23 protein-coding genes and 1 riboswitch are annotated in these 26,774 nt (G+C 74.7%); of the genes, 14 read left to right on the top strand and 9 right to left on the bottom strand.

The genetic code is table 11. The annotated features are described in order from the left end of the window. The first annotated feature begins 49 nt into the window (after positions 1–49). The 7 genes from PUR61_RS19800 (at position 50) to PUR61_RS19830 (ending at position 6,349) form a co-directional block, all read left to right on the top strand. Complete coding sequence (locus tag PUR61_RS19800) at positions 50–1,042, top strand: ABC transporter permease (protein WP_329880339.1); 993 nt, start codon at positions 50–52, stop codon at positions 1,040–1,042. Between the two features lie 31 nt (positions 1,043–1,073). Beyond that, positions 1,074–2,861: an ABC transporter ATP-binding protein gene (locus PUR61_RS19805; protein WP_329880341.1), complete on the top strand. Its 1,788-nt coding sequence runs from the start codon at positions 1,074–1,076 to the stop codon at positions 2,859–2,861. Between the two features lie 107 nt (positions 2,862–2,968). Beyond that, entirely contained in the window at positions 2,969–3,490 is a 522-nt protein-coding gene (locus tag PUR61_RS19810) for a hypothetical protein (protein WP_329880343.1), read from the top strand. Positions 3,491–3,710: 220 nt separating this feature from the next. Further along, entirely contained in the window at positions 3,711–4,274 is a 564-nt protein-coding gene (locus PUR61_RS19815) for an EF-hand domain-containing protein (protein ID WP_329880345.1), read from the top strand. A 54-nt stretch (positions 4,275–4,328) separates the two neighbouring features. Next, complete coding sequence (locus PUR61_RS19820; protein WP_329880347.1) at positions 4,329–4,961, top strand: AAA family ATPase; 633 nt, start codon at positions 4,329–4,331, stop codon at positions 4,959–4,961. A 113-nt stretch (positions 4,962–5,074) separates the two neighbouring features. Continuing rightward, positions 5,075–5,626 carry an AAA family ATPase gene (locus tag PUR61_RS19825; protein ID WP_329880348.1) on the top strand — a complete coding sequence of 184 codons (552 nt, stop codon included), beginning with the start codon at positions 5,075–5,077 and terminating at the stop codon, positions 5,624–5,626. 141 nt (positions 5,627–5,767) lie between these two features. Further along, entirely contained in the window at positions 5,768–6,349 is a 582-nt protein-coding gene (locus PUR61_RS19830; protein ID WP_329880350.1) for a dihydrofolate reductase family protein, read from the top strand. Here the strand turns inward: PUR61_RS19830 and PUR61_RS19835 are convergent. Continuing rightward, positions 6,327–7,349, bottom strand: a complete 1,023-nt coding sequence (locus tag PUR61_RS19835) for an EamA family transporter (protein WP_329880352.1) — start codon at positions 7,347–7,349, stop codon at positions 6,327–6,329. The genes PUR61_RS19830 and PUR61_RS19835 overlap by 23 nt on opposite strands. A gap of 331 nt (positions 7,350–7,680) precedes the next feature. Between PUR61_RS19835 and PUR61_RS19840 the strand changes: the two genes are divergently transcribed. Then, on the top strand, positions 7,681–8,115 hold the full coding sequence (locus PUR61_RS19840) for a gamma-glutamylcyclotransferase family protein (RefSeq protein ID WP_329880353.1): 435 nt from the start codon (positions 7,681–7,683) through the stop codon (positions 8,113–8,115). Between the two features lie 94 nt (positions 8,116–8,209). On the opposite strand, the gene PUR61_RS19845 is transcribed toward PUR61_RS19840, so the two are convergent. Continuing rightward, a complete protein-coding gene (locus PUR61_RS19845; protein WP_329880354.1) occupies positions 8,210–9,670 on the bottom strand; it encodes a catalase in 1,461 nt (486 codons plus the stop codon). Positions 9,671–9,845: 175 nt separating this feature from the next. Here PUR61_RS19845 and cbiE point away from each other — a divergent pair, with 175 nt between their 5' ends. The 4 genes from cbiE (at position 9,846) to PUR61_RS19865 (ending at position 13,207) form a co-directional block, all read left to right on the top strand. Continuing rightward, entirely contained in the window at positions 9,846–11,099 is a 1,254-nt protein-coding gene (cbiE, locus tag PUR61_RS19850) for a precorrin-6y C5,15-methyltransferase (decarboxylating) subunit CbiE (protein WP_329880356.1), read from the top strand. Beyond that, positions 11,096–11,857, top strand: coding sequence for a precorrin-4 C(11)-methyltransferase (gene cobM / locus PUR61_RS19855; protein ID WP_329880357.1), 762 nt, complete (start codon positions 11,096–11,098; stop codon positions 11,855–11,857). Before cbiE ends, cobM begins: the two co-directional genes overlap by 4 nt. Then, complete coding sequence (locus PUR61_RS19860) at positions 11,857–12,606, top strand: cobalt-precorrin-6A reductase (protein ID WP_329880358.1); 750 nt, start codon at positions 11,857–11,859, stop codon at positions 12,604–12,606. The genes cobM and PUR61_RS19860 overlap by 1 nt, the downstream gene beginning before the upstream one ends. A 61-nt stretch (positions 12,607–12,667) precedes the next feature. After that, a complete protein-coding gene (locus tag PUR61_RS19865) occupies positions 12,668–13,207 on the top strand; it encodes a DinB family protein (RefSeq protein ID WP_329880359.1) in 540 nt (179 codons plus the stop codon). A gap of 75 nt (positions 13,208–13,282) precedes the next feature. On the opposite strand, the gene PUR61_RS19870 is transcribed toward PUR61_RS19865, so the two are convergent. The 5 genes from PUR61_RS19870 to PUR61_RS19890 all read right to left on the bottom strand — a co-directional run bounded on the left by PUR61_RS19870 (position 13,283) and on the right by PUR61_RS19890 (position 18,842). Continuing rightward, positions 13,283–14,812, bottom strand: coding sequence for a UDP-N-acetylglucosamine 1-carboxyvinyltransferase (locus PUR61_RS19870; RefSeq protein WP_329880360.1), 1,530 nt, complete (start codon positions 14,810–14,812; stop codon positions 13,283–13,285). 145 nt (positions 14,813–14,957) lie between these two features. Then, positions 14,958–15,209: a hypothetical protein gene (locus tag PUR61_RS19875; RefSeq protein WP_329880361.1), complete on the bottom strand. Its 252-nt coding sequence runs from the start codon at positions 15,207–15,209 to the stop codon at positions 14,958–14,960. A 131-nt stretch (positions 15,210–15,340) separates the two neighbouring features. Then, a complete protein-coding gene (locus PUR61_RS19880) occupies positions 15,341–16,867 on the bottom strand; it encodes a precorrin-2 C(20)-methyltransferase (RefSeq protein WP_329880362.1) in 1,527 nt (508 codons plus the stop codon). Next, positions 16,864–17,490: a precorrin-8X methylmutase gene (locus tag PUR61_RS19885; protein ID WP_329880364.1), complete on the bottom strand. Its 627-nt coding sequence runs from the start codon at positions 17,488–17,490 to the stop codon at positions 16,864–16,866. Before PUR61_RS19885 ends, PUR61_RS19880 begins: the two co-directional genes overlap by 4 nt. After that, positions 17,487–18,842, bottom strand: coding sequence for a hypothetical protein (locus tag PUR61_RS19890; RefSeq protein ID WP_443035207.1), 1,356 nt, complete (start codon positions 18,840–18,842; stop codon positions 17,487–17,489). Before PUR61_RS19890 ends, PUR61_RS19885 begins: the two co-directional genes overlap by 4 nt. Positions 18,843–19,010: 168 nt before the next feature. Beyond that, positions 19,011–19,076: riboswitch (cobalamin riboswitch) on the top strand. Positions 19,077–19,404: 328 nt separating this feature from the next. On the opposite strand from PUR61_RS19890, the gene cobN reads away from it, so the two are divergent. Next, positions 19,405–23,031, top strand: coding sequence for a cobaltochelatase subunit CobN (gene cobN, locus PUR61_RS19895; protein ID WP_329880366.1), 3,627 nt, complete (start codon positions 19,405–19,407; stop codon positions 23,029–23,031). Positions 23,032–23,246: 215 nt separating this feature from the next. After that, positions 23,247–24,905 carry an apolipoprotein N-acyltransferase gene (lnt, locus tag PUR61_RS19900; RefSeq protein ID WP_329880368.1) on the top strand — a complete coding sequence of 553 codons (1,659 nt, stop codon included), beginning with the start codon at positions 23,247–23,249 and terminating at the stop codon, positions 24,903–24,905. On the opposite strand, the gene PUR61_RS19905 is transcribed toward lnt, so the two are convergent. Together PUR61_RS19905 and PUR61_RS19910 are read right to left on the bottom strand one after the other, a co-directional pair. Continuing rightward, positions 24,881–25,645, bottom strand: a complete 765-nt coding sequence (locus PUR61_RS19905) for a VOC family protein (RefSeq protein ID WP_329880370.1) — start codon at positions 25,643–25,645, stop codon at positions 24,881–24,883. The two genes, lnt and PUR61_RS19905, sit on opposite strands and share 25 nt — an antisense overlap. Before the next feature lie 66 nt (positions 25,646–25,711). Further along, positions 25,712–26,620, bottom strand: coding sequence for an NADP-dependent oxidoreductase (locus PUR61_RS19910; protein WP_329880372.1), 909 nt, complete (start codon positions 26,618–26,620; stop codon positions 25,712–25,714). Between the last annotated feature and the right edge of the window lie 154 nt (positions 26,621–26,774).

Below are 26,774 nucleotides of genomic sequence, written 5' to 3' on the forward strand. Positions count from 1 at the left end.
CGCGGGCGGGGCCGCCCACCCCGACGCCCTCTGATTCGGACCGGCCACCATGCTCTCCTTCGCCCTGCGGCGGATCCTCCAGGCGATCGCCGTCCTGGCCGCGGTCTCCGCCGCCGCCTTCGTCCTCTTCTACGCCGCCCCCGCCGACCCGGCCCGCGCCGCCTGCGGTCCGCGCTGCGACACCGGCCAGGTCGCGGCGGTCCGTTCGAGCATGGGCCTGGACCAGCCGCTCCTCGCCCAGTACACCGACTACCTGGCCGGGGTCGTCGCCGGCCGGGACATCAAGGACGTCGACGGTTCGGTCATCCACTGCGACGCGCCCTGCCTCGGCTACTCCTACCGGCTGCACCAGCCGGTCACCGAGGCTCTGGTCGACCACCTGCCCGTCACCGTCTCGCTGGCCGTCGGCGCCTTCGCGTTCCTGCTGCTGTTCGGGCTCGGCACCGGCTTCGTCGCCGCCCTGCGCCACGGCACCCGGACGGACAAGCTCCTCTCCGGCTTCACCCTGGTCGGCGCCAGCGTGCAGATCTACTTCCTCGGGTACGTCGCACAGTGGGGGCTGGTCTACACCAGCGGACTGCTGCCGCTGCCCTCCTACACCCCGCCGGCCACCGACCCGGCGGCCTGGGCCGGCGGGATGCTGCTCCCCTGGCTCGTCCTCGGCTTCGTCAACTCGGCCGTGTTCGCCCGGCTCTCGCGCTCCCAGCTGCTGGAGACGATGAACGAGGAGTACGTCCGGACGGCGCGCGGCAAGGGCCTCGGCCGGCTCCGCGCCCACCTCAAGTACACCTCGCGCGGCGCCGCCGGACCGCTGGTGCAGCTGCTCGGCCTGGAGGCGGGCGCGCTGCTCGGCGGTGCGGTGATCACCGAGACGGTGTTCGGGCTGAACGGCATCGGCCGGTTCGCCATCGAGGCCGTCGAGGGGCAGGACCTGCCGGCCGTGGTCGGCGCGGTGCTGCTGGCCGCCTGCTTCGTCGTGCTCTTCGTCGCGCTGGCCGACCTCGTGGTGGCCTGGCTCGACCCGCGCATCCGCCTCAGCTGACCCCTCCCCGCCGTTCCTGGAGCCTGTCCTGATGACCGAGCCCGCCACCACCCCGGACCCCGCCGCCGCGGCCGCGTCCGCGTCGGCATCCGCCCCCGCCGAGGAGCCCGTGCTCCGCGTCCGCGACCTGTCCGTCTCCTTCGCCGACCCGCGCGGCGGCGCCCCCGTGGCCGCCGTACGCGGCCTCTCCTTCGACCTCGCCCGGGGCGAAGTGCTCGGTCTGGTGGGCGAGTCGGGCTCCGGCAAGTCTGTGACCGGACTCGCCGTGCTCGGCCTGCACGACCCGCGCACCACCACCGTCACCGGCTCGATCCGGCTGGGCGGGCAGGAGCTGGTGGGCGCCGAGGAGTCCGTGCTGCGCGAGGTGCGCGGCAGCCGGGTGGCGCTCGTCTTCCAGGACGCGCTCACCTCGCTCAGCCCGTTCCACGGGGTCGGCGCGCAGCTCGCCGAGATGTACCGGCTGCACCACCCCGGTGCCGGGCGCGCCGAGTCCGGGCGGCGGGCGGCCGAGATGCTGGACCGGGTCGGCATCCCGGGCACCCGGGTCCGCGACTACCCGCACCAGTTCTCGGGCGGCATGCGACAGCGCGTGATGATCGCGATGGCGCTGATGAACGACCCCGACGTGCTGATCGCCGACGAGCCGACCACCGCCCTCGACGCCCGCGTTCAGCGCCAGGTCCTCGACCTGCTCGGGGAGTTGCAGCGCGAACACGGCACGGCGGTGCTGCTGGTCAGCCACGACCTGGGTGTGGTCGCGGGCACGACGGACCGGACCCTGGTGCTGCGCGGGGGCGAGCAGGTGGAGACCGCGCCGACCGCGTCGCTGCTCGCCTCCCCCCGGCAGCCCTACACCCGGGCCCTGGTGGGCGCCGCGCTCACGCTGGACACGGTGCCGGGCACGCCGCTGCCGACGGTCGACGACCCGTCGCCCTCGTTCTCCTTCGCCGGGCGCGACGGCTCCGGCGCCGGTGGCGGTGCCGGAGCCGGTGCTCGCCAGGACGCTCCCGGCGGTTCACCCGGCGGGGCCGCGCGGGACGGTCGATGGCTGGTCGAGGTCGAGGACCTCGCCGTGCACTTCCCCGGCCGCCGCCGCTTCCCCGGCCGCCGGGCCGAACCCGTCCGGGCGGTCGAGGGGGTCAGCCTGCGGATAGCCCCCGGCGAGACCCTCGGCCTGGTCGGCGAGTCCGGCTCCGGCAAGTCCACCACCTCCCGCGTCCTGGCCGGCCTCCAGCCCGTCACCGGCGGGACCGTGCGGTACGACGGCGTGGACGCCACCGCCCCGGACCGGGCACTCCGGCGGCGCCTCAGCAAGGAGATCCAGCTGGTCTTCCAGGATCCGTACGCCTCGCTCAACCCGCGCCGTACGATCGCCCAGACCCTGGACACCCCGCTGAGCCTGCACACCGCGCTGACCCCGGCGGAACGCCGCGACCGGTCCGCCGAACTTCTCGAACAGGTCGGCCTGCCGTCCTCGCACCTGGACCGCTACCCGCACGAGTTCTCCGGCGGCCAGCGCCAGCGGATCGGCATCGCCCGCGCGCTCGCCCCCGAACCCCGGCTGATCATCGCCGACGAACCGGTCTCCGCACTGGACGTCTCGGTCCAGGCCCAGGTGCTCAACCTGCTGATGGAGCTGCGCGAACGGCTCGACGTCGCCTTCCTGTTCGTCTCCCACGACCTCGCGGTGGTCCGGCACTTCTGCGACCGGGTGGCCGTGATGCACCGGGGCCGGCTGGTCGAGTCCACCGACCGGGACCAGCTGTTCGCCGCCCCGCACACCGAGTACACCCGGGAGCTGCTGGCAGCCGCGCACTGAGGCCCGGCCGGCGCCCCTTCCCGCCGTGTCGGTTCCGGCACCCCGGTACCGCTCCGTCTACGATCGATCACCGGCAGTGACCCGCGCGTCCCCAAGAAGGGGTTCCGATGAGCCTAGTCCGCCAATCCGCCACCCTCCTCTACCTGTTGGGCCGCCTCCATCCGGAGGCGATCGACGGCATCGCCCCGCACCTGCCCGTCCTGGGCCCCACCCGGCACGTGCACCTCGCCAACAGCGGCGGCAGGCCCGTGACCCTCGACCCGCAACCGATCCCGCCGGGCGCCGCCGAGCTGCGGCTCGCCGTCTCCGGCACCGTCAACGCGGTGGCCAACGCCGCCATCACCGCCCGCCTCTCCGGTGGCAACGTGCGGAACATCCTCACCGAGGTCGGCGACGACTGGTGCGGCACCCCGCACGGCAGGATCCCGTGGCCGAAGCACTGGCCGCTGCCCTGGCCGCCCGGGGAGCCCTACCCGATCGACCCCGTGTACGCCACCCCGGCCGTCCAGGCCCAGGCCGCGCTGGCCTTCCAGGCCTACGCCGGGGGCGTCGCCGACGAGGAACTCGGCTCCGCCTTCGGCGACCTGGCGGAACGACTGGCGGACGCGGCGCTCCGGAGCGCGAGCTGAGGACGCTCTCCCGCCCGGGACGGTCGGCGGCGAGGAGCGTGCGGCACACTCGTGTCGCGCCGCTCGCCGCCGACGGCCGCCACCGGGCCGGCAGGGGCGGCGGGTCCGGCAGGGGCGGCCGGGACGGGGGGCGGGAGGCGGTTGCCGGCTTCGGCTGCGCGACGGCGCGGCGGCGGGTTAGCGTGCAGACTTCGGAGCGATCACCAACCGAGGGGGCACCGTGTCGGAGGAACTGCTGGTCGCCAAGATCAACCACGGCTTCGACCATCTGGACGCCGACGGGGACGGCCTGCTGACCGAGCGCGACCACGTCCTGATGGGGCATGCGGTGGCCCGCTCGCTCGGCCACGCCGAGGGGTCGGCGACGGAGGAACGGATCGTCGGCGCCTACCTGGCCATCTGGCGCGACCTGCACCTCGCCCACCTACCGGAGGGCACCACCGCGGTCACCCGGGAGCAGTTCACCGCCTCGACCCTCTCGGTCGCCGACGACCCGGCCGCCGCACGGGCCGTCTTCGGGACGCTGGCCGAGGCGTTCCTGGCCGTCGCCGACGTGGACGGCAGCGGGACCGTCGACGCCGGCGAGTTCTTCGTCTTCCAGCGGGGCCACTTCTCCGCGCTCTCCCGCGACGACGCGGACGAGGCGTTCCGCCGGCTCGACCTGGACGGTGACGGGCGGCTCTCCGCCGCCGAATTCGTCTCCGGCATCGTCGAGTTCTGGACCAGTCGCGACCCCGACGCGCCCGGCAACTGGTGGGCCGGCAAGCCGTCCGCACTGTTCTGACCGACCCGGGCGGGTCGGCCGGGGGCGCGGGCGTCCCGGCGTAGGCTGGCCGGCATGCTCCTGTGGATCAACGGCCCGTTCGGCGGCGGCAAGACCCAGGTGTCGCACGAACTGCGGCGACGGCTGCCCGGCAGCGTGGTCTGCGACCCCGAGGAGGTCGGCTTCGGGCTGCACCGGATGACCCCCCGGCCACTGCGGGGAGACTTCCAGGACCTGCCCGCCTGGCGCCAGGGCGTGTACGAGGTGCTCGACCGCACGCTCGGCCACCACCGGGGCACGGTGATCGCGCCGATGACGGTCACCGAGCCCGCGTACCTCGCCGAGACCGTGGGCCGGCTGCGCGAACGAGGCCACGACGTCCGGCACTTCGCCCTCCTGGCCGAACGGGAGGAGGTGCTGCGACGGCTGCGCGAACGCGGGGCCGGGCACGCCGTCCGGCTGGTCGCCGGGAAGGACGCGCCACTGCGCCGGGAGAGCTTCGCGGTGTCGAGGCTCGACCACTGCCTGGACCGCCTCAGCCGCGACGAGTTCGGCGAACACGTCCGGACCGACCGCCTCACCGTACCCCAGGTGGCCGAACACCTCGCCGCGGCAACCGGGTTGACACTCACGCCGAACACCGACGGCCCGCTGCGCGGGCGCCTTCGACGGGCCCTGGTCGGGGTCCGGCACATCCGGTTCGTCTGAGCGGACGGCGGCCCGGCAGCGGCGACCGGTCGACCGGCGGCACGAGCCCCACGGACGACACCGGCGGCACGGACGGAGCGGACAAGGGAAGAGAAGGAAAGACGGGGGAAGACGTGCGTCGCTACATCCTCACCGGTACACCGGGCGCCGGAAAGACCACCCTGCTGGCAGAGTTGGCCCGCCGCGGCTACTCCGTCACGGCGGAGGCCGCCACCGACGTGATCGCCCGCCGGCAGGCCGCCGGGGATCCGGAGCCGTGGACGCGGGCCGGTTTCGTCGACGAGGTCGTCACCCTGCAGCGCGAGCGGGCGGCGACGGCGACGGCGCCCGGGGAGGTCCGGTTCCACGACCGGTCCCCGGTCTGCACCGAGGCCTTGCGCACCTTCCTCGGCCGCCCCGCGTCCCCCGCGCTCACCGCCGAGCTGCGGCGCATCGGCGACGAACACGTCTACCGGAGCGAGGTGTTCTTCGTCCGCAACCTCGGCTTCGTCGAGCCGACGGACGCCCGGCGGATCTCCTTCGAGGACGCGCTGACCTTCGAGCGGCTGCACGAGCGGGCCTACCGGGCGCACGGCTACCGGCTGATCGACGTCCCGGCAGCCGGGGTGGCCGAGCGGGCGGACCTGATCGAGGCGGTCCTCGCGCGCACCGCGCCGCACCGGTGAGGGCGAGCCACGGGACGGCGGACGCGGTCCGGTCACGGATCGGAGATCAGCTCCTCCCGCCCCCCTTGCAACCACTACGATCGGAGTACTATAACTGTCGTGGTCAGGGCGCGAGGCCCTCACCGAAACCCAAGGACGTGCATGCGTAAGCTCACCTACTACGTCGGCGCCACCCTCGACGGCTTCATCGCCGCGCCGGACGGCGACTTCGAGGTCCTCATGCGGTACGTCTCCGGCGACTTCCTCTCCTTCATGGTCGGCGAGTTCCCCGAGACCCTGCCCACGCCGGGCCGCACCGCACTGGGCGCGGCGGACGCTCCCAACAGGCGCTTCGACACCGTGCTCATGGGTCGCGGCACGTACGAACCGGGGCTGCCCCTCGGGCTCGCCAACCCCTACGCCCACCTGCGACAGCTGGTCTTCTCCCGCTCCCTGACGCAGAGCCCCGACCCCGCGGTCGAGGTCACGGCCGCCGACCCGCTGACCCGGGTCCGCGCACTCAAGCAGGAGGACGGCCTCGGCATCTGGCTGTGCGGGGGCGCCGATTTGGCCGGACAACTCCTCCCCGAGATCGACGAGTTGATCGTCAAGCAGTACCCGGTCGTGACCGGCTCGGGCATTCCGATGTTCCGCGCGGGCTTCGCGCCGCACACCTTCCGACTCGAAGCGTCCCGCACCTTCGACAACGGGGTCGCCGTCCTCACTTACGCGAAGTCCGACTGACGCTCACCACCAGGCAGACACCCACGACCACGATCGCCCCACCCAGCAGGGTGGGGCCGGTCAGTGGCTCGGCCAGCACCAGCCAGCCGAGCAGCACCGCCACCACCGGGTTCACGTAGGCGTAGGTGGCGACCAGGGTCAGCGGCGCCGAGCGCAACAGCCACGCGTACGCGGTGTAGGCGACCAGCGAGCCGAACACGACCAGGAACCCGAGTGCCAGCCAGGACCGCCCGGAGACCTCGCCGAGGTCGAGCCCGTGCTGCTCACCGCGCACCAGTCCTATCAGCAGGTTGCCGAGCCCGCCGGCGAGCATCTGGTAGGCACTCGCGGCGAAGACGTTGCCGGGCATCCGGATCCGCTTCGCGGCGAACGACCCGAACGCCCAGGTGACCGTGCCGCAGACCACCGCGATCACGCCGCCGATCGCGATGTCGCCGCCGATCGCGGGCGCCGAGAGCACCCCCAGCCCGACCAGTCCGAACAGGACGCCGGCCAGTTCCACCGGCTTGGGCCGGTGGCCGTCCGCCGCCGTCAACAGGACCATCCACAGCGGCACCACGGCCACCACCAGCGCGGCCAGACCGGACGGGATCGAGTTCTCGCCGAGCACCACCAGGCCGTTCCCGCCGGTCAGCAGCAGCCCGCCGACCAGCGCGGAGGACCCCAGCTGCCGCAGGTCCACCCGGAGCCCCTCGCGCCCGTGGCGGAGCGCGACGAACCCGGCGAGCAGCAGGCCGGCGGTCAGGAACCGTGCCGCGGCGGAGAGGAAGGACGGCATCGTCTCCAGCGCGATCCGGATCGCCAGGTACGTCGACCCCCACACCACGTACACGATCCCGAGGGCCACCCACACCTGCCCTCCCAACCGCGCCGCCGCGGGACCGGCACCGGCGGGGCCCGCGTCGGCGGGGCCCGCGCCGGCGGGACGGGCATCGGCGGGTTCGGCGGCGGGTGCGGCGGCGGAGGCCGCGCCCGGTTTGCCTGCGACGGGTGCTGTCATGGGTGTCCCCCTAAGACGGTACTGGCGTTCACCCGCCATGACACCGCATCAGCCGACCTGGACGCCAGTGGGTATCACCGGACGATCGGCCACCGGGCACCGAAAGCAGCCCCATCCGGACAAACCCGGCACCGGACGGCAGCCGGCGGCGGGGTGACGGCAGAGCAGCGGACGAGGCAGCGGACGAGGCAGCGGACGGAGGCCGACGGGTGGCGCGCGGACTCCGGACCACGAACGACGACCGGGGGGTGGCGCCCGGCGGACGACGAGTGCTGGAATCTGTCACCCGCCGATGCCGTCCGTCGGCCGCCCGGTCCCGCAGGAGAGCCCCATGCCCACCGCCCCGCCCGCCCCCGACCTCCCCTTCTTCGTCTACGGCACGCTCCGCCCCGGCGGGCGCAACCACGCCGTGTACCTGGCGGGCCGGTGCGCCGAGGTCCGCGGCGCGGTCCTGGAAGGAGCGGCCCTGCACGAGGGACCGGGGTTCCCCTACGCGGTACCGGACGCCGCGCCCGGGCGGCGGATCGTCGGCGAACTCGTCACGGTCCGCCGGGGCGCGTACCCGGAGGCGCTCACCGCCCTGGACCGTCTGGAGGGCTGCCGGACGGACGGCACCGGGGAGTACGTCCGGGAGCGGCTGGCCGTCCGGACCGCCGACGGCGGCACGGCGGAGGCGTGGGTGTACCTGGCCGGCCCGGACGTCGCCGCCCGGCTGCGCGCGCACCCCGCGCTGATCGCGTCCGGGGACTGGCTGCGGGCACACTGAGGGCGCGGGCCCCGTCCTCGGCCCGCGCCCTCCCTCGCCGTCACGCGCTCAGGTCGTCACGCGCTCAGGTCGTCTCACCCTCGCACCTCGGGCGTCAGTCCTTGCCCACGCCCGAGGCGACCCGGTCGCCGAGCGCCTTGTCGACGTTGCGCCAGTACTGCACCGCCCGGTCCAGCACCGGATCGCTCACCCCGCCCTTGAGGTGCCCGACGATGTTGGAGACCAGCCGGTCGCGCTCCGCGTCGTCCAGCACCTTGCGGACCATCGTGCCCGCCTGACCCCAGTCGTCGTCCTCGGCGTGCAGCGAGTAGGCCTCGCGCACCATGTCGCCGGAGGTCTGCCAGCCGGCGGACGGATCGTCGTACACCTTCGGGTCCGCGGCCGGCCCGCCCTTGGAGTTGGGCGCGTACGGCGCCGCGGTACGGGCCGGGTCGAACCGCATCGGGCCGTCCTTGGCGTACGAGTGCACCGGGACGTGCGGCCGGTTCGGCGGCAGCTGCGCGTAGTTGGGACCGATCCGGTACCGGTGGGTGTCGGGGTAGGAGAAGATCCGGCCGAGCAGCATCTTGTCCGGCGAGACGCTGATCCCGGGCACCAGGTTGGCCGGTTCGAAGGCGGACTGCTCGATGTGGACGAAGTAGTCCTCGGGGTTGCGGTTCAGGGTCATCGTGCCGACCTTGATCAGGGGGTAGTCGCCGTGCGGCCAGACCTTGGTGAGGTCGAAGGGGTTGAACCGGTAACCGGGCGCCTCGTCGAACGGCATCACCTGCACGTACAGCGTCCAGGACGGCGGGTTGCCCCCGTCGATCGCCTGCCAGAGGTCCTCGCGGTGCAGGTCCGGGTCGGAGCCGGCCAGCCGGTCGGCATCGGCCTGGGTGAGGAACTCGACGCCCTGGTCGGTCTTGAAGTGGTACTTCACCCAGAACCGCTCGCCACCGGAGTTGATCCACATGTAGGTGTGCGAGCCGTACCCGTTCATGTGCCGGTACGACTTCGGAAGGCCGCGGTCCCCCATCAGCCAGGTGACCATGTGGGCGGACTCCGGCGAGAGCGTCCAGAAGTCCCACTGCATGTCGTGGTCGCGCAGGCCGTTGTCCGTGCGCCGCTTCTGCGAGCGGATGAAGTCCTGGAACTTGATCGTGTCGCGGACGAAGAAGACCGGTGTGTTGTTGCCGACCAGGTCGTAGTTGCCGTCCTCGGTGTAGAACTTCAGCGCGAAGCCGCGCGGGTCGCGCCAGGTGTCCGGGCTGCCCTGCTCACCGGCGACGGTCGAGAACCGGGCCAGCATCTCCGTCCGCTTGCCCGGCTGGAACAACGTCGCCTTCGTGTAGCGGCTGACGTCCTCCGTCGTCTCGAAGACGCCGTACGCCCCGGACCCCTTCGCGTGCACCACCCGCTCCGGCACCCGTTCGCGGTTGAACTGGGCCATCTTCTCGATCAGGTAGTGGTCGTGGAGCAGGATCGGGCCGTCCCTCCCCACCGTGAGCGAGTTGTCGTCGCTCGGCACCGGGATCCCGGCGTTGTTGGTGGTGTACGGGACCGCTGACTCGGACATGGTGCCCTCCGTTGCGTGCTGAGGTCCCCCCGGTCGACGCTAACCCCGCCCGGCAGGGCATGCACCCTGGCCACCCCCCGGACGGACAGCGCCAGGTAGGCTGCCCCGGGGCCGAAACCGCAAACCCGGCCGGCGGGCCCCGAGCCACCCCCGCAGATCCACAAGGAGCCCCCCGGTGCCCCAGCAGCCACCCCCGCTCACCGTCGTCGGGATCGGGGCGGACGGCTGGCCCGGCCTCGCCGGCACCGCGCGGGCCTCGCTGCGGACGGCCGAGGTGGTGATCGGCGGCCCCCGGCAGCTCGACCTCCTCCCCGCGGACGAGGTCTCCGCCGAACGGGTGCCGTGGCCGACCCCGCTGCGCCCGGCCGTCCCGGGGCTGCTCGCCCGGTACGCGGACCGCCGCGTCGCCGTCCTGGCCAGCGGCGACCCGATGTTCTACGGCATCGGCCGCACCCTCGCGGAGATCGCCGGCCCCGACCGGCTGCGCGTCCTGCCGCACCCCTCCTCCGTGACGTACGCCTGTGCCCGGCTCGGTTGGCCGCTGGAGTCCACCGAGGTCGTCAGCCTGGTCGGCCGCCCCCTGGACGCCCTGCGCCTCGCCCTCAACCCCGGGCGCCGCCTGCTCGTCCTCAGCGCCGACGCCGACGGGCCCGGTGCCGTCGCCGCGCTGCTCACCGCGAGCGGCTTCGGCGCCGCCCGGCTGCGGGTGCTGGAACAGCTCGGCGGCCCCGCCGAACGGCAGCTCGACGGCCCCGCCGACGGCTGGCCGCACCCGCCCGGCGACCGGCTCAACCTGATCGCGGTCGACCTCGGCGGCACCGGCCCCCGCACCCCGGTCGTCCCCGGCCTGCCCGACGGCTCGTACGAGAACGACGGCCAGCTGACCAAACGCCACGTCCGTGCCGCCACCCTGGCCACCCTCGCGCCCGTCCCCGGCGAACTGCTCTGGGACGTCGGCGGCGGCTCCGGGTCGATCGCGATCGAGTGGCTGCGCGCGCACCGCGACAACCGGGCCGTCACCGTCGAACGCGACCCCGTCCGGGCCGAGCGGATCGCCCGCAACGCCGCCGCGCTCGGTGTCCCCCGGCTGCGCGTCGTCACCGGCGCCGCACCCGCCGCGCTCGCCGGGCTCCCCGCCCCCGACGCGGTGTTCGTCGGCGGCGGGCTCACCGCGCCCGGCCTGCTGGACGCCTGCTGGACCGCGCTGGCGCCGGGCGGGCGGCTGGTCGCCAACACCGTGACCCTGGAGTCGGAGTCACTGCTCACCGAGTGGTACCGGCGGCACGGCGGCGAGCTGCTGCGGCTCGCCGTCGCCCACGCCGTCCCGGTCGGCGGCTTCACCGGCTGGCGCCAGGCCATGCCGGTCACCCAGTGGTCCGCCGCCAAGCCTGCCGCCCAGCCCCTCACCCCCCGGGAGAACGCCTCGTGACCGTCCACTTCATCGGGGCCGGCCCCGGCGCCGCCGACCTGATCACCCTGCGCGGCCAGCGGATCCTGGCCCGCGCCGAGGTCTGCCTCTACGCGGGCAGTCTGGTGCCTCGCGAGCTGCTGGACGAGTGCCCGCCGGGCGCCCGCCTGGTCGACACCGCCAACCTCAACCTCGACCAGATCGTCGAGGAGCTGGTCCGCGCCCACCGGGCCGGACAGGACGTGGCCCGCCTGCACTCCGGCGACCCGTCCGTGTTCAGCGCCGTCGCCGAGCAGATGCGCCGGCTCGACGCGGCCGGCGTCCCGTACGAGGTCGTACCCGGCGTGCCGGCCTTCGCCGCCGCCGCCGCCGCCCTCAAGCGCGAGCTGACGGTGCCGACCGTCGGCCAGACCGTCATCCTCACCCGGATCGCCAAGCGCGCCACCCCCATGCCGGAGGGCGAGGACCTCGCCACCCTCGGCCGCAGCGGCGCCCTGCTCGTCCTGCACCTGGCCGCCGGGTACGTCGACGACGTGGTGGAGCAGCTGCTGCCGCACTACGGCGCCGACTGCCCGGCCGCCGTCGTCGCGATGGCCAGCCGGCCGGACGAGCTGGTGCTGCGCGGCACCGTCGGCTCGATCGCCGGACAGCTGAAGGAGACGGGCGTGGTCCGCACCGCGGTGATCATCGTCGGCCGGACCCTCGCCGCCGAGCAGTTCCGCGACAGCCACCTCTACTCGGCGGACCGCGAGCGCCCGCACGAGCCCTGCGGGTCGTAGTGGCGCCCCACCTGCTCGTCCTCGGCGGGACGACCGAGGCGCGGACGCTCGCCGCCGCCCTGGTCGGCTCGCCGCTCAGGGTCACCAGCTCCCTCGCCGGGCGGGTCGCGGACCCGCGGCTACCCGTCGGCGAGGTCCGGATCGGCGGCTTCGGCGGCCCGGACGGCCTCGCCGCGTGGCTGCGCGCCGAACGGGTGGACGCCGTGGTCGACGCCACCCACCCGTTCGCCGCCGTCATGTCCCGCAACGCCGCCGAGGCCACCGCCGCGACCGGCGTGCCGCTGCTCGCACTGCGCCGCCCCGGCTGGACGCCGGTGGAGGGCGACCGCTGGCACCCGGCCGCCTCCCTCGCCGCCGCGGCGGAGCTGCTTCCCCCGCTCGGCCGGCGGATCCTGCTCACCACCGGACGGCAGGGCATCGGCGCGTTCGCCCACCTCGGCGGTCTGCACTTCACGGCCCGGTCGGTCGATCCGCCCGAGCCGCCGATGCCCGCTTCGCTCCACGTCCTGCTGGACCGCGGCCCGTTCACGCTGGAGGGCGAACGCGCGCTGCTCCGCGAGCACCGCGTCGACGTCGTGGTCACCAAGGACAGCGGCGGCGCGGCCACCGCCCCCAAGCTCACGGCCGCCCGTGAACTGGCCCTGCCCGTGGTGGTCGTGGAGCGTCCGCCGCTCCCGGCCGGCGTCCCGGTCGTGGAGACCGTCGGAGCCGCGCAGGAGTGGATCGCCGGGCTCGACCCGAGGGCCTAGGCCCGCGTCCGCCCCTCGAAAACCCGGTGCCGTGGGCCGACCGCCCTGCGAGCATGATCCGATGGACGCCTACGATCGCGCCGACGCCGCGCGGACCGAACCCCTCCGCACCGCCGACGAGCGTGCCACCCTGGTCACCTTCTTGGACCACCAGCGGGCCACGTTCGTGATGAAGTGCGCCGGACTGACCACCGAACAGCTCCGCGCCCGCCCCCTCGCGCCCTCCGACCTCTCGCTGCTCGGCCTGGCCCGCCACCTCGCCGAGGTCGAGCGCGGCTGGTTCCGCAACGTCCTCGCCGACGAGGCCGTGCCCGGCTACTGGAAGCGCCCCGACGGGAGCTTCAGCGAGTTCGACGTCGAGGACGCCGATCCGGAGGAGGCCTTCGCCGTCTGGCGCGGCGAGTGCGAGCACGCCCGGCAACTCGTCTCCGCCACCGAGTCGTTGGACTTCGTCGGGCACTACCGGGGGAGCGCCGGGGCCGACGGCGACGACGCCTACTCGCTCCGCTGGATCCTCACCCACATGATCGAGGAGTACGCCCGCCACAACGGCCACGCCGACCTCCTCCGCGAACACCTCGACGGCCGCACCGGCGAGTGAACACGCCGGTGCCCGGCCCGGGATCCTCCGATCCCGGGCCGGGCACCGAACCGACGTGCCGACGGACCCGCTCCGTCAGATGTCGCGGAAGGTCTCGATCTGCGCGCCGATGGAGTTGAGGCGCTCGGCGAGGTCCTCGTAGCCGCGGTTGATGACGTAGACGTTGCGCAGCACCGAGGTGCCCTTGGCGGCGAGCATCGCCAGCAGGATGACGACCGCGGGGCGCAGGGCCGGCGGGCAGACCATCTCGGCGGCGCGCCAGCGGGTCGGGCCCTGGACGAGGACGCGGTGCGGGTCGAGCAGCTTGATGTCCGCACCGAGACGGGTGAGTTCGGTGAGGTAGATGGCGCGGTTGTCGTAGACCCAGTCGTGGATCATCGTGGTGCCGTGGGCGGCCGCGGCGATCGCGGCGAAGAACGGCACGTTGTCGATGTTGATGCCGGGGAACGGCATCGGGTGGATGGTGTCGACCGGCGCGGTCAGCTTGGACGGGCGGACGGTGAGGTCGACCAGCCGGGTACGGCCGTTGTGGGCGGGGTACTCGGCGGTGCGATCGTAGTCGAGGCCCATGCCCTCCAGCACCGCGAGCTCGATCTCCAGGAACTCGATCGGCACCCGGCGGATGGTCAGCTCGGAGCCGGTCACGACGGCGGCGGCCAGCAGGCTCATCGCCTCCACCGGGTCCTCGGCGGGGGTGTAGTCGACGTCGCAGGTGATCTCGGGGACCCCGTGGACGGTGAGGGTGGTGGTGCCGACGCCGTCGATCCTGACGCCCAGCTTCTCCAGGAAGAAACAGAGGTCCTGGACCATGTAGTTGGGCGAGGCGTTGCGGATGACGCTGACGCCGTCGTGGCGGGCGGCGGCGAGCAGGGCGTTCTCGGTGACCGTGTCCCCGCGCTCGGTCAGCACGATCGGCCGGTCCAGCGGAGTGCCGGGCTGGACGGAGGCGTGGTAGGCGCCGCCGGTGGTGGCGACCTCCAGGCCGAAGCGGCGCAGCGCGGTCAGGTGGGGCTGGACGGTGCGGGTGCCGAGGTCGCAGCCGCCGGCGTAGGGGATGGCGAACCGGTCGGCGCGGTGCATCAGCGGGCCGAGGAACATCAGCACGCTGCGGGTGCGGCGGGCGGCCTCGACGTCCATGCCGTCGAGGTCGAGCTCGGCGGGCGGGGTGAGTTCGAGGTCGCGGCCGTCGTTGGTCCAGCGGCTCTTGACGCCGATGCTGTTGAGCACTTCGAGGATGCGGTAGACCTCCTCGATGCGGGCGACGCTGCGCAGGGTGGTGCGGCCGGTGGTGAGCAGCGAGGCGCAGAGGATGGCCACGCAGGCGTTCTTGCTGCTGCGGACGTCGATCGCGCCGGAGAGCCGGGTGCCGCCGGCGACCCGCAGGTGCATCGGGCCTGCGTAGCCGAGGGAGACGATCTCGCTGTCGAGCGCTTCGCCGATGCGGGCGATCATCTCAAGGCTGACGTTCTGCTTGCCCTGTTCGATGCGGTTGACCGCGCTCTGGCTGGTGCCGAGGGCCTCGCCGAGCTGAGCCTGGGACCAACCGCGGTGCTGACGCGCGGTGCGGATGAGGGTGCCGATACGGGTGAGATAGTCGCCTGTCACCTGCCAGACCATATCTCATGACTGAGATAGCGCCAGGATCGGCCTCCCATGTGACGCGACATTTGTCCGTTTCCCTCCCCGTATGGGCGTCAGATCTTCACATCACAGCGAAGTTCTTATGACACGACCGAGACAGAAGGAGCCGTCAGCAGACCCGACGGCATCGCCGACGGCGGCGCGACCCGGCTCGACCCCGGACCCGCACCGTGGAACCGGACCGCCGCTCCCGCACCGACGCGATCAGCGCGGAATTCGGGAACGCGCGCCGGTCGGTGGCCGCCGCGGGCCGGAAGTGGCCGCCGTCGTCCCGACAGAGCTCCTGCGCGAGTACCGGCAGTGGGAGGAGCGCGAGCTGACGCGCCTCGTCGAGGAGCACCGGGACGAGGGTGATCTCCACCGTCGACGGTGGCCTGCTACTCGTCCTCGCGGTCAGGGTCGGCCACCGTTCCGAGATCTACCGCGACCACCGGGCACCCCGCCGGAGCGGGGTGCCCGGTGGTCGGACCCCGAGGGGCCGCGGCCGGGAGGTCAGGCCTCGGGGTAGCGGCGGGGGGTCCAGGTGACGTCGGGGTGGGGGGACCGGGTGACGTGCCGGGTCTGGGAGGAACCGACGAGGAGGACGGTGCGCATGTCGACCTCGGCCGGGTCCAGGTCGGCGAGGCGTACGGTGCGGACGCGCTCGGTGGGGCCGCCGACGTCGCGGGCCATGACCACCGGGGTCTCCGGGGCCCGGTACTCCAGCAGGAGGTCGCGGGCACGGCCGACCTGGGTGGTGCGGGACTGCGAGCCGGGGTTGTAGAGCGCGAGGACGAGATCGGCCTCGGCGGCGGCCCGCAGACGACGGGCGACGACGTCCCAGGGCTTGAGGCGGTCGGAGAGGGAGACCACCGCGTAGTCGTGGCCGAGCGGGGCGCCCGCCCGGGAGGCGGCGGCGTGCGCGGCGGTCATGCCGGGGACGATCCGGACCGGCACCTCGCGGTAGGCCTCCTCGCAGGCGACCTCCAGGACGGCGGTGGCCATCGCGAAGACGCCCGGGTCGCCGGAGGAGACGACCGCGACCCGGTGGCCGCGGCGGGCCAGGTCGAGGGCGAACTCGGCGCGCTCGGACTCCACCTTGTTGTCGGAGCCGTGCCGCGCCTGACCGGGGCGCACCGGCACCCGGTCCAGGTAGGTGGTGTAGCCGACCAGATCGGTGGCGGCCGACAGGGCGCCGCGCGCCTCGGGGGTGAGCCAGAGCGGGCCGGCCGGGCCGGTGCCGATCACGGTCACACTGCCCGGGCCCTCCAGGGCCGGCGCCGGGGGCTCCAGCGGCGCGACCCTGCTGGGCAGCACGGCGACCGCGAAGTAGGGGACGGTCTCGGCGTCGACCGAGGCCAGCGGGGCGGTCCGCTCGCCCTCCATGAAGGCGCGCTCGACGTACTGGGCGTCGCCGAGGCGGCCGGCCCGCTCCAGGGCGCGGCGCACGGCCGGGAAGGTGCGGCCGAGCTTCATGACGACGGCGGAGTCGGCGGCGGCGATCCGCGCGGTCAGCTCCTCCTCGGGCAGCGTGCCCGGGATGACGGTGAGCGTCTCGTCGGCCTCGGTGAGCGGCATGCCCAGCCGGGCGGCCGCGGCGCTGACCGACGTCACGCCGGGCACCACCTCGGTCGGGTAGCGGTCCGCGAGGCGCTTGTGCATGTGCTGGTAGGAGCCGTAGAAGAACGGGTCCCCCTCGGCCAGCACCACGACGTCACGGCCGGCGTCCAGGTGGGCGGCCAGCCGGTCGGCGGCCTCCGTGTAGAAGTCGTCCAGCGCACCCCGGTAGCCGCCGGGGTGGTCGGTGGTCTCCACCGTGAGCGGGTAGACCAGCTTCTCCTCGATCTGACCTGTCGTCAGGTACCGCTCGGCGATGGACCGGGCGATCGAACGGCCGTGCCGCGCGCTGTGGTAGGCCACGACGTCGGCCTTGCCGATGAGTTCGGCGGCGCGGACGGTCACCAGCGACGGGTCACCGGGGCCCAGGCCGACCCCGTAGAGCCGGCCGGTCGTCACACTGTCGTCCTGATGGTTCGTCACTCTTCTTCGCTCGCAATCGCGTTGATCGCAGCGGCGGCCATCGCGCTGCCGCCGCGCCGGCCGCGCACCACCAGGTGCTCCAGGCCGGCGGGGTGCACGGCCAGGGCCTCCTTGGACTCGGCCGCGCCGATGAATCCGACCGGCACACCGATCACCGCCGCCGGGCGCGGGGCGCCGGCCTCGATCATCTCCAGCAGGCGGAAGAGCGAGGTCGGCGCGTTGCCGACGGCGACCACCGCACCCTCCAGCCGGGGCAGCCACAGCTCCATCGCGGCGGCGCTGCGGGTGTTGCCCATCGCCCGTGCCAGCTCGGGCACGGACGGGTCGGTGAGGGTGCAGACCACCTCGTTGTCGGCGGGCAGCCGCTTGCGGGTGACACCGCTGGCGACCATGTTGACGTCGCAGAGGATCGGCGCGCCGGCGCGCAGGGCGGCACGGGCGGAGGCGACCACGCCGGGCGAGTACACCAGGTCCTCGACCAGGTCGACCATGCCGCAGGCGTGGATCATCCGCACGGCGACCTGGGAGACGTCCGCGGGGAGCGCGGCGAGGTCGGCCTCGGCCCGGATGGTGGCAAAGGACTGGCGGTAGATGGACGCGCCGTCCTTCTCGTACTCGATCACTTGGTGGTCCTCCTGGCCGCGGCGACCGCCACGGCCGTCTCCTCGTTCGTCAGATCGTTCACCGGGTTGTTCACCGGGTCGTTCGTGGGACTGCTCGCAGGGCTGCCCGCGGGACCGCCGGGCGGTTCCGGAGCGGGGCCGGACACCCTCACCCGGTAGCCCCGCCCGGTCGCCAGCACGTCCACCCAGCGTCCCGCCGGGTGGCCGCAACGCCGCTCGCAGCCGGACCAGTGCACCGGTAGGACGCCGGTACCGGCCGGGGCGGCCGGCGCCACGGGGCCCGCCGCCACGGGGCCCGGCACCACGACGACCGGAGCCGCCGTCGCGTCCAGCGCCCGCGCCGCGTCCGTCCGGACGTCCGCGAGCGACTTGGCGCAGCCCGGCAGCCCGGTGCAGGCCGTGGCCCGGTCCCAGGCCGAGCCCGGCTCGGTACGGTACCCGGCCGCCGTCAGGGCGGGCAGCCGGTCGGCCGGGGCACCCGGCAGGACGGCACCGCGCCACGGGGTGAGCCGGAGCTCCCCCTCGGCGGCGGCGGCCAGGACGCGCCACTGCGCGGCGGTGGCCCGGCCGAACCGGAGCCCGACGGAGAGCCCGCCGGGCAGCGCGCCGAGCGGCACCGGCAGTCCGGGCAGGTCGGGCAGCGGGACGTCGCCGGGCGGCAGCAGGCCGGGGACCTCGCGCAGGTGCCAGGCCCCTGCCCCGGAGACGCGCAGGGCCTCCAGGAAGGAACGGGCGGCGTCCAGCGCCGCCTCCACCGCCCGGGCGGCGGGGACGGCGCGCGCGGTGGCGGCCCTGCCGAGGCGCAGCAGGGCGGTCCCGTCCCGGCCTGCGATCAATGTCACATCGGCGTCCAGTGCGGCGACGTCGCCGCGGCCGTCGTCCAGCGCGAACAGGAACTTGCCGGAGAGGCCGGTCGCCCACGGGCTCGCGCAGAGGCCGGCGTCCAGCGCGCGGGCCCAGGCGTGCACGTCGGCGCCGGTGCGACCGCCGTCCGACGGGCCGGGCGAGGCCACGATGTTGCGCACCCGCTCGTGGGTGTCCGAGGGCAACAGGCCGGCGGCGCGCAGCCGTTCGCCGAGTTCGCCGCCGCAGTCCGGAGCCAGTCCGCGCAGCTGGACGTTGCCGCGCGAGGTGGTCTCCAGCGCGCCGTCGCCGAGCGCCTCCGCGGCGTCGGCCAGCGCCGCGGCCTGACGGACCGTCAGAAGTCCGCCCGGCAGGCGGACCCTGGCCAGGGCGCCGTCGTCGGCGGTGTGCAGACGAAGCGCCCCCGGACAGACGTCCGCACGCCCCCGGTCGGGCACGGCGGCGCCCGGCGTGACGGCGTCGGATGTCGGTGGCATGGCGGCGAGCATACCGATGATCCGATCGGATGCCGCCGTACCGAAGGTCACAGCACCGAGCCGGACCCGGTGCCGGAAGAGCGCCTTGCCGAAGGGCACTCCCCCAGGTCAGCCACACCCCGTACGATGCTGGCGGGCGGTCCCCGCAGGCCGCCCACACGCCAGCGACGGCGCAGGGGAGGAAACCGGTGCGAGCCCGGTGCGGTCCCGCCACTGTGACCGCGGTCCACCGGAACGCCGGGAGACCGCGGGAGCCAGGAACTCCTGCCGTCCTCCACCGGCCCGGGGCGCGGACCCCGAGGAAGGCTCGAAAAGCCATGCGCCGCCGCATGCCCGCTCCCGCGGTCCGGTCCACCGTGACTCGGCCGCTCCCCCTCCCTGCCCCAGGCAGGCCGGAGGGATCCGTCGGGCTCCCGGACCCGCCGTTGACGCACGCCCTCCCTGCCCGCCGCCGGGCCGGAGGGGCCCCCGCTCCGGTGTTCCGCCGTCCTTCGCCAGTCGCTCGTCACTCGTCACATTCCACGCCGGCGTGCCCTTCGGCTCGGGGCGCCTCCGAGGCCGGGAGGGCCTTCGCATGATCCTGCTGCTGTCGACGTCCGACACCGACCTGCTCAGCGCCCGCTCCGCCGAGGGACCGGTGCGCTACCGGCTCGGCAACCCGGCCCGGCTCACGCCCGAGGACCTGCCCGCCCTGGTCGACGGCACCGACCTGGTCGTGGTCCGCCTGCTCGGCGGACGCCGTGCCTGGCAGGAGGGTCTGGACGCGCTGCTGGCCGGCCCCCGCCCCGTCGTCGTCCTGACCGGCGAACAGGCGCCCGACGCCCAGCTGATGGAGCTGTCCACCGTGCCGGCCGGCATCGCCGCCGAGGCCCACGCCTACCTGGCGCACGGCGGCGCGGCCAACCTCGCCGAGCTGGCCGCCTTCCTCTCCGACACCGTGCTGCTCACCGGCCACGGCTTCGCGCCGCCCGCCTCCGCCCCCGCCTGGGGACCGCTGGAGCGCACCGCCCGCACCGACGGCGGCCCGGTCATCGCCGTGCTCTACTACCGCGCCCACCACATGAGCGGGAACACCGCCTTCGTCGAGACCCTCTGCCGGGCGATCGAGGACCGGGGCGCGCAGGCCCGGGCGTACTACTGCGCCTCGCTGCGCGGCGCCGAGGACGACCTGCTGGCCGCCCTCGGCGAGGCCGACGCCCTCGTCACCACCGTGCTGGCCGCCGGCGGCACCCGCCCGGCCGACGCGCAGGCCGGCGGCGACGAGGAGGCCTGGGACGCCGGCGCGCTCGCCGCGCTGGACCGGCCGATCCTCCAGGCGCTCTGCCTGACCTGGTCGCGCGCCCAGTGGGAGGCCAGCGACGACGGCCTCTCGCCGCTGGACACCGCCACCCAGATCGCCGTGCCCGAGTTCGACGGCCGCCTGATCACCGTCCCGTTCTCCTTCAAGGAGCTGGACGAGGACGGCCTCACCGTCTACGCCGCCGACCCCGAGCGCGCCGCCCGGGTCGCCGGCATCGCCGTCTCCCACGCCCGCCTGCGGCACATCCCGGCCGCCGAGCGCCGGCTCGCGCTCGTCCTCTCCGCCTACCCGACCAAGCACGCCCGGGTCGGCAACGCGGTCGGCCTGGACACCCCGGCCAGCGCGGTGCGGCTGCTGACCGCGCTGCGTGAGGAGGGCATGGACCTGGGCACCGGCCTGCCCGGGCTCGACGAGTCGGCCGAGGGCCAGCACGAGGGCGACGCCCTCATCCACGCGCTGATCGCCGCCGGCGGTTACGACCAGGACTGGCTCACCGAGGACCAGCTGGCCCGCAACCCCGTCCGTATCCCGGCCGCCGACTACCGCCGCTGGTACGCGGGCCTGCCCGAGGCGCTGCGCACCCGGGTCGAGGAGCACTGGGGCCCGGCCCCCGGCGAGCTGTACGTCGACCGCTCGCAGAACCCGGACGGCGACATCGTGCTCGCCGCCGTCCGCTCCGGCAACCTGCTCGTCCTCATCCAGCCCCCGCGCGGGTTCGGCGAGAACCCGGTCGCGATCTACCACGACCCGGACCTCCCGCCGTCCCACCACTACCTGGCCGCCTACCGCTGGATCGCGGCCGAGCAGGCCGACGGCGGCTTCGGCGCCCACGCGGTGGTCCACCTCGGCAAGCACGGCAACCTGGAGTGGCTGCCCGGCAAGACCGCCGCGCTCTCCGCCGAGTGCGGCCCCGACGCCGCCCTCGGCGACCTGCCGCTGGTCTACCCCTTCCTGGTCAACGACCCGGGCGAGGGCACCCAGGCCAAGCGCCGCGCCCACGCCACCCTGGTCGACCACCTCGTCCCGCCCATGGCCCGCGCCGACTCCTACGGCGACATCGCGCGCCTGGAGCAGCTGCTCGACGAGCACGCCAACATCGCCGCGATGGACCCGGCCAAGCTGCCCGCGATCCGCGCCCAGATCTGGACGCTGATCCAGGCCGCCAAGCTCGACCACGACCTCGGCCTGGACGAGCGCCCCGAGGACGACGGCTTCGACGACTTCCTGCTGCACGTCGACGGCTGGCTCTGCGAGATCAAGGACGCCCAGATCCGGGACGGCCTGCACGTCCTGGGCCAGGCCCCGGCCGGCACCGACCGGGTCAACATCGTGCTCGCCATCCTGCGCGCCCGGCAGATCTGGGGCGGCGTCAACGCCCTGCCCGGCCTGCGCGAGGCGCTCGGCCTGGACGAGTCCGCGCTCACCCTCGGTGCCACCGACGCGGCCGAGGCCGCGGCGCGCGAGCTGGTCGAGGCGATGGAGGCCGAGGACTGGGCCCCGGAGGCGGTCGAGAAGGTCACCGCCGAGCTGCCGGAGCAGGTCCGTACGGCGGTCCGCGAGGTGCTGGACTTCGCGGCCGCCCAGGTGGTGCCGCGGCTGGCCGCCACCACCGGCGAGCTGGACGCCGTGCTGCACGCGCTGCGCGGCGGCTTCGTCCCGGCCGGGCCGTCCGGCTCGCCGCTGCGCGGGCTGGTCAACGTGCTGCCGACCGGCCGCAACTTCTACTCCGTCGACCCGAAGGCCGTGCCCAGCAAGCTCGCCTGGGAGACCGGGCAGGCCCTGGCCGCCTCGCTGGTCGAGCGCTACCGGGCCGACAACGACGGCGCCTGCCCGCCGTCGGTCGGGCTCTCGCTCTGGGGCACCAGCGCGATGCGCACCGCCGGCGACGACATCGCCGAGGCCTTCGCGCTCCTCGGCGTCCGCCCCGTCTGGGACGACGCCTCGCGCCGGGTCACCGGCCTGGAGCCGATCTCCCTGGAGGAGCTGGGCCGCCCGCGCATCGACGTCACGCTGCGCATCTCCGGCTTCTTCCGGGACGCCTTCCCGCACGTGGTCGCCCTGCTGGACGACGCCGTCCGGCTCGCCGCCGCCCAGGAGGAGGCGGAGGCCGACAACTACGTCCGCGCGCACGTCCAGGCCGACCTCGCCGTCCACGGCGACGAGCGCAAGGCCACCGTCCGCGTCTTCGGCTCCCGTCCGGGGACGTACGGCGCGGGCCTGCTCCAGCTGATCGACAGCCGCGACTGGCGCACCGACGCCGACCTCGCCGAGGTGTACACGGTCTGGGGCGGCTACGCCTACGGGCGCGGGCTGGACGGGCGGCCGGCCCGCGAGGAGATGGAGACCGCGTACAAGCGGATCACCGTCGCCGCCAAGAACACCGACACCCGCGAGCACGACATCGCCGACTCGGACGACTACTTCCAGTACCACGGCGGCATGGTGGCCACCGTGCGCGCCCTCACCGGCAAGGCGCCGACCGCGTACATCGGCGACTCGACCCGGCCGGAGACGGTCCGCACCCGCACCCTCACCGAGGAGGCGGCCCGGGTGTTCCGCGCCCGGGTGGTCAACCCGCGCTGGATCGAGGCGATGCGCCGCCACGGCTACAAGGGCGCCTTCGAGATGGCGGCCACCGTCGACTACCTGTTCGGGTACGACGCCACGACCGGTGTGGTCGCGGACTGGATGTACGAGAAGCTCACCCAGGAGTACGTGCTGGACCCGGTCAACCGGGAGTTCCTGGCGGACGCCAACCCGTGGGCGCTGCACGGCATCAGCGAGCGCCTGCTGGAGGCGGCGAGCCGCGGGCTCTGGGAGAAGCCGGACCCGGAGCTGATCGAGCAGCTGCAGGCGGCGTTCCTGGAGACCGAGGGTGACCTGGAGGGCGAGGAGGGCTGATCCGCCCCGGGCGGTTCCCGCCCGTCGCCCCACCGTCCGGTGGTGTCCCCCGTGCGCCGCCCGCGATCCCTCGCGGGCGGCGCACGGCGTTCGCACGCCCCTTCCGGGATCGTGCGGGTCCGTACGGACCCGCACGGCCGTCCCGCGACACGCCGGACCCGTTCGGGTGATCACAGGGCTGGTGACCGGGCCGCGCCGAGCGGACAATACGGGGCATGTCGCGACGCTCCCTGCTCACCGGTCCCGCCGGTCCCGCCGGTCCCGCGGCCGTCGCCGCTCCCGGTCGCCCGGACCGGGCCGCCCGGTACCGGCCACGGCTGGCCGCGCTGGCCGCCGGGGCGGTGCCGGTGTTCGCCTTCCCGGCGCCCGGGCTGGCCACGCTGGCGTGGGTCGCGCTCGTCCCCGGGCTGCTGCTGATGCAGCGGGCACCCGGGATGCGCGAGGCGGCGGTGCGGGGGTGGTGGTTCGGCGCCGGCTTCATCCTCACCGGCATGTACTGGCTGGTGCCGTCCGTCGGGCCCGCGCTGCCGCTTCTCGCCGTGCTGTTCGGCGCGCTCCAGGCCGGGGTCGGCGCGGCGGTGTGGGGGCTGCTGCACCCGCCGCCGACCACCCGGCGGGCGCTGCTCGCACCGGTGGTCGTCGCCGCGGTCTGGCTGACCACCGAGTACGCGCGGTCCTGGCACGCCCTCGGCGGGCCGTGGGCCCTGATCGGCGCCACCCAGTGGCAGCACCCGACCGTCCTCGCGCTGGCCTCGATCGGCGGGATCTGGCTGGTCAGCGCGGCCGTGGTCGCGGTCAACACCGCCGTCCTGGTGGTGCTGACCGCCGCCGAGCGGCGGCCCCGGACGGTGGCCGCCCTCGTGGTGGCCGGTCTGCTCGCCGCCGGGCCGCTGCTCTTCGCCCTGCAACCCGCGCCCGAACCGGCCGGGGCGGGCGGGACCGGGGCGGGCGGGGCCGGTGGCGCGATCACCCTCGCCCTGGTCCAGCCCGGCATCGTCGACGAACCGCAGGCCCGCTTCGAGGCGGGTGTCCGCGCCACCGAGACCCTCGGCGGACGGCTCGTCGACCTGGTCGTCTGGGGCGAGTCCAGCACCACCGCCGACCTCGACCGTGACCCGGCGGCGCTCGACCGGCTGCGCGGGCTGGCCGCCACGACCGGCGCCCGGGTGCTGGCCGGCGAGGACGCGCGCAAGGCCGACGGACGGATCTCCAAGGACGCGGTGCTGATCTCGCCGGACGGGATCGTCGACCGGTACCGCAAGATCCGGCTGGTGCCGTTCGGCGAGTACGTACCGCTGCGGCCGGTGCTCGGCTGGGTGGCCGGGGTCAGCCGGGCGGCCGGCGAGAACCGGGCCCCCGGCAGCGCCTTCCACCTCCTGCCGGCCGTCGACCGCGCGGGCGGCGCGCTGCCGGTCGGCGCGCTGATCTGCTTCGAGTCGGCGTTCCCCGACCTCTCCCGGACGGCCGCACGGGCGGGTGCACGGGTGCTCGTCTACCAGTCCTCGACCTCGACGTTCCAACGCACCTGGGCGCCCGAGCAGCACGTGTCGCTGGCCGCGATCCGGGCCGCCGAGACCGGCCGGCCGGCCGTCCAGACCTCGCTCACGGGGGTGTCGGCCGCCTTCGACGCGCAGGGGCGCGAGCTCGCCCGGCTCGGCACGGACGGGACGGGCACGCTGGTCGTCCGGCTGCCGCTGACCGCGCCGTCCGCGCTCACCTGGTACGACCGGGTCGGGGACGTGGTGCCGCCGGCGGCCCTGCTGGTGACGGCGGGCGCCGCGGTCGGCGCCCTGCGCGGACGCGGTACGGGCCGGTCCGCGCAGGGCCGGCCGGCCTCGGCGGCGGACGGTCAGCCCTCGGAGCCCGCCAGGTAGATGCCGAACGCCGCGCCCTGCGGATCGCGCAGGACGGCAATCCGCGGGCCGTCCGGCACCGTGGCCGGGGCCATCAGCACGTCCGCGCCGAGGTTGCCGGCCCGGAACGCCGACACGTCCACGTCCGCGACCGCGAAGTACGGCAGCCAGTGCGGCGGCACCTGCGGCGGGAAGTTCTCACCCATCACCAGCATGCCGCCGAAGTCGTCGCCGGCCAGACCCCACTGGGTGTACCGCTCGGACGGGCCGACCGTCCAGCCGAACACCGCCGGGTAGAACGCCGCGGCGCCCTCCCGGTCCCGGGTGAGCAGCTCCACCCAGCCGAGCGCGCCGGGGGCGTTGAGCACCTCGGCGCCGACCAGGCGTCCCGCCTGCCAGAGCCCGAACACCGCGCCGGACGGGTCGGCGGCGATCGCGAACCGGCCGAAGTCGAGTGCGTCCATCGGTTGGACGACGACGCTGCCGCCCGCCCCGGTGATCCGGGCGGCGGCGTCGTCGGCGTCGGCCACCAGGAACGAGACGGTCCACGCGGTGGGCTGCCCCTCGCCGTACAGCGGGGAGACGGAGGCGGCGATCGCGCGGTCCAGCCTCATGAAGGTGTACCCGCCGGCCTCGGGCCGCTCGTCCGTCTCGTGCCGCCAGCCGAACAGCTCGCCGTAGAACCGTTGGGCCGCCACGGGGTCGGTGCTGCCGTGCTCCACCCAGCAGGGGCCGCCGACCGCTACCTCGTCGATCTTCATCCGCGTTCCTCAGGGGTGTTCGGCGGTCCGGGCGGACCGGGATGGATCGGTGGCCGGGGACGCCGCTCAGGCGACTTCGAGGACGAGCTTCCCGCGCGCGTGGCCCGACTCGACCAGGGCGAGCGCCTCGGCGGCGCGGGCCAGCGGGTAGCGGGCGCTGATCTGCGGGTCCAGCTCGCCTGCGGCCACCAGCCCGGCCAGCGCGGCGAGCGTCTCCGGCGTGGTGGAGCGGGTGACGAACCGGCCGCCGAGTTCGGCCGCGGCGGCCGGGTCGGAGGTGGCGACCAACCGGGAACGGTCCGCCAGCGTGGTCGCGGCGGCCCGCACGTCGTCGCCGCCGACCAGGTCGAGGATCCCGTCGACCCCGTCCGGGGCCACCGCCCGGATCCGCTCGGCGACCCCGGCGCCGTACCGGACCTGCACCGCCCCCAGGGACTCCACGTAGCCGCGGTTGGCGTCGCTCGCCGTGCCGATGACGCGGATGCCCCGGCTGCGGGCGATCTGGGCGGCCGCGCTGCCCACACCGCCGGAGACACCGAGGATCAGCAGCGTCTGCCCGGCGCCCACCCCGACGTCCCGGACCGCGTCGTCGGCCGTCGCCGCCGCCACCGGCAGGGTGGCGGCCTGGTCGAAGCCGACCTCCGCCGGCTTCGGCGCGCTCATCCGCGCGAGCAGCAGCGTCTGGGCCGCGAACGCCCCGGCCGCCGCGATCCCGAACACCTCGTCGCCAGGCGTGAAGCCGGTCACCCCGGGCCCGACCCGCTCCACCACGCCCGCCGCCTCCTGGCCCATGACGGCCGGCAGCTCCCGGTCCCGGCCGAGCAGACCCCGGCGGACCTTCCAGTCCACGGGGTTCACCCCGGCCGCCCGCACCGCGATCCCGAGCTGTCCCGGTCCCGGCTCCAGCACGGGCCGGTCCAGGAACTCCTGCTTCTCCGGCCCGCCGTAGTCGACGAACCCGAACGCCTCGGCCATCCTCGATCCACTCCTCGCTCGCCGGCCCCCGGCCGCCTCGGTACTTCCCCGCCCAGCATGCGGGCGGGGCGTCGGGCGGGCCGGTGGTGCTGGGCCGAACGGGCGGAGGGCCGGGCCGGCGGACGGGCGCGGACGGACGGCGCCCGCTGCCCGC

Source organism: Streptomyces sp. BE20 (assembly GCF_036322525.1).
Taxonomy (GTDB): Bacteria; Actinomycetota; Actinomycetes; order Streptomycetales; family Streptomycetaceae; genus Kitasatospora.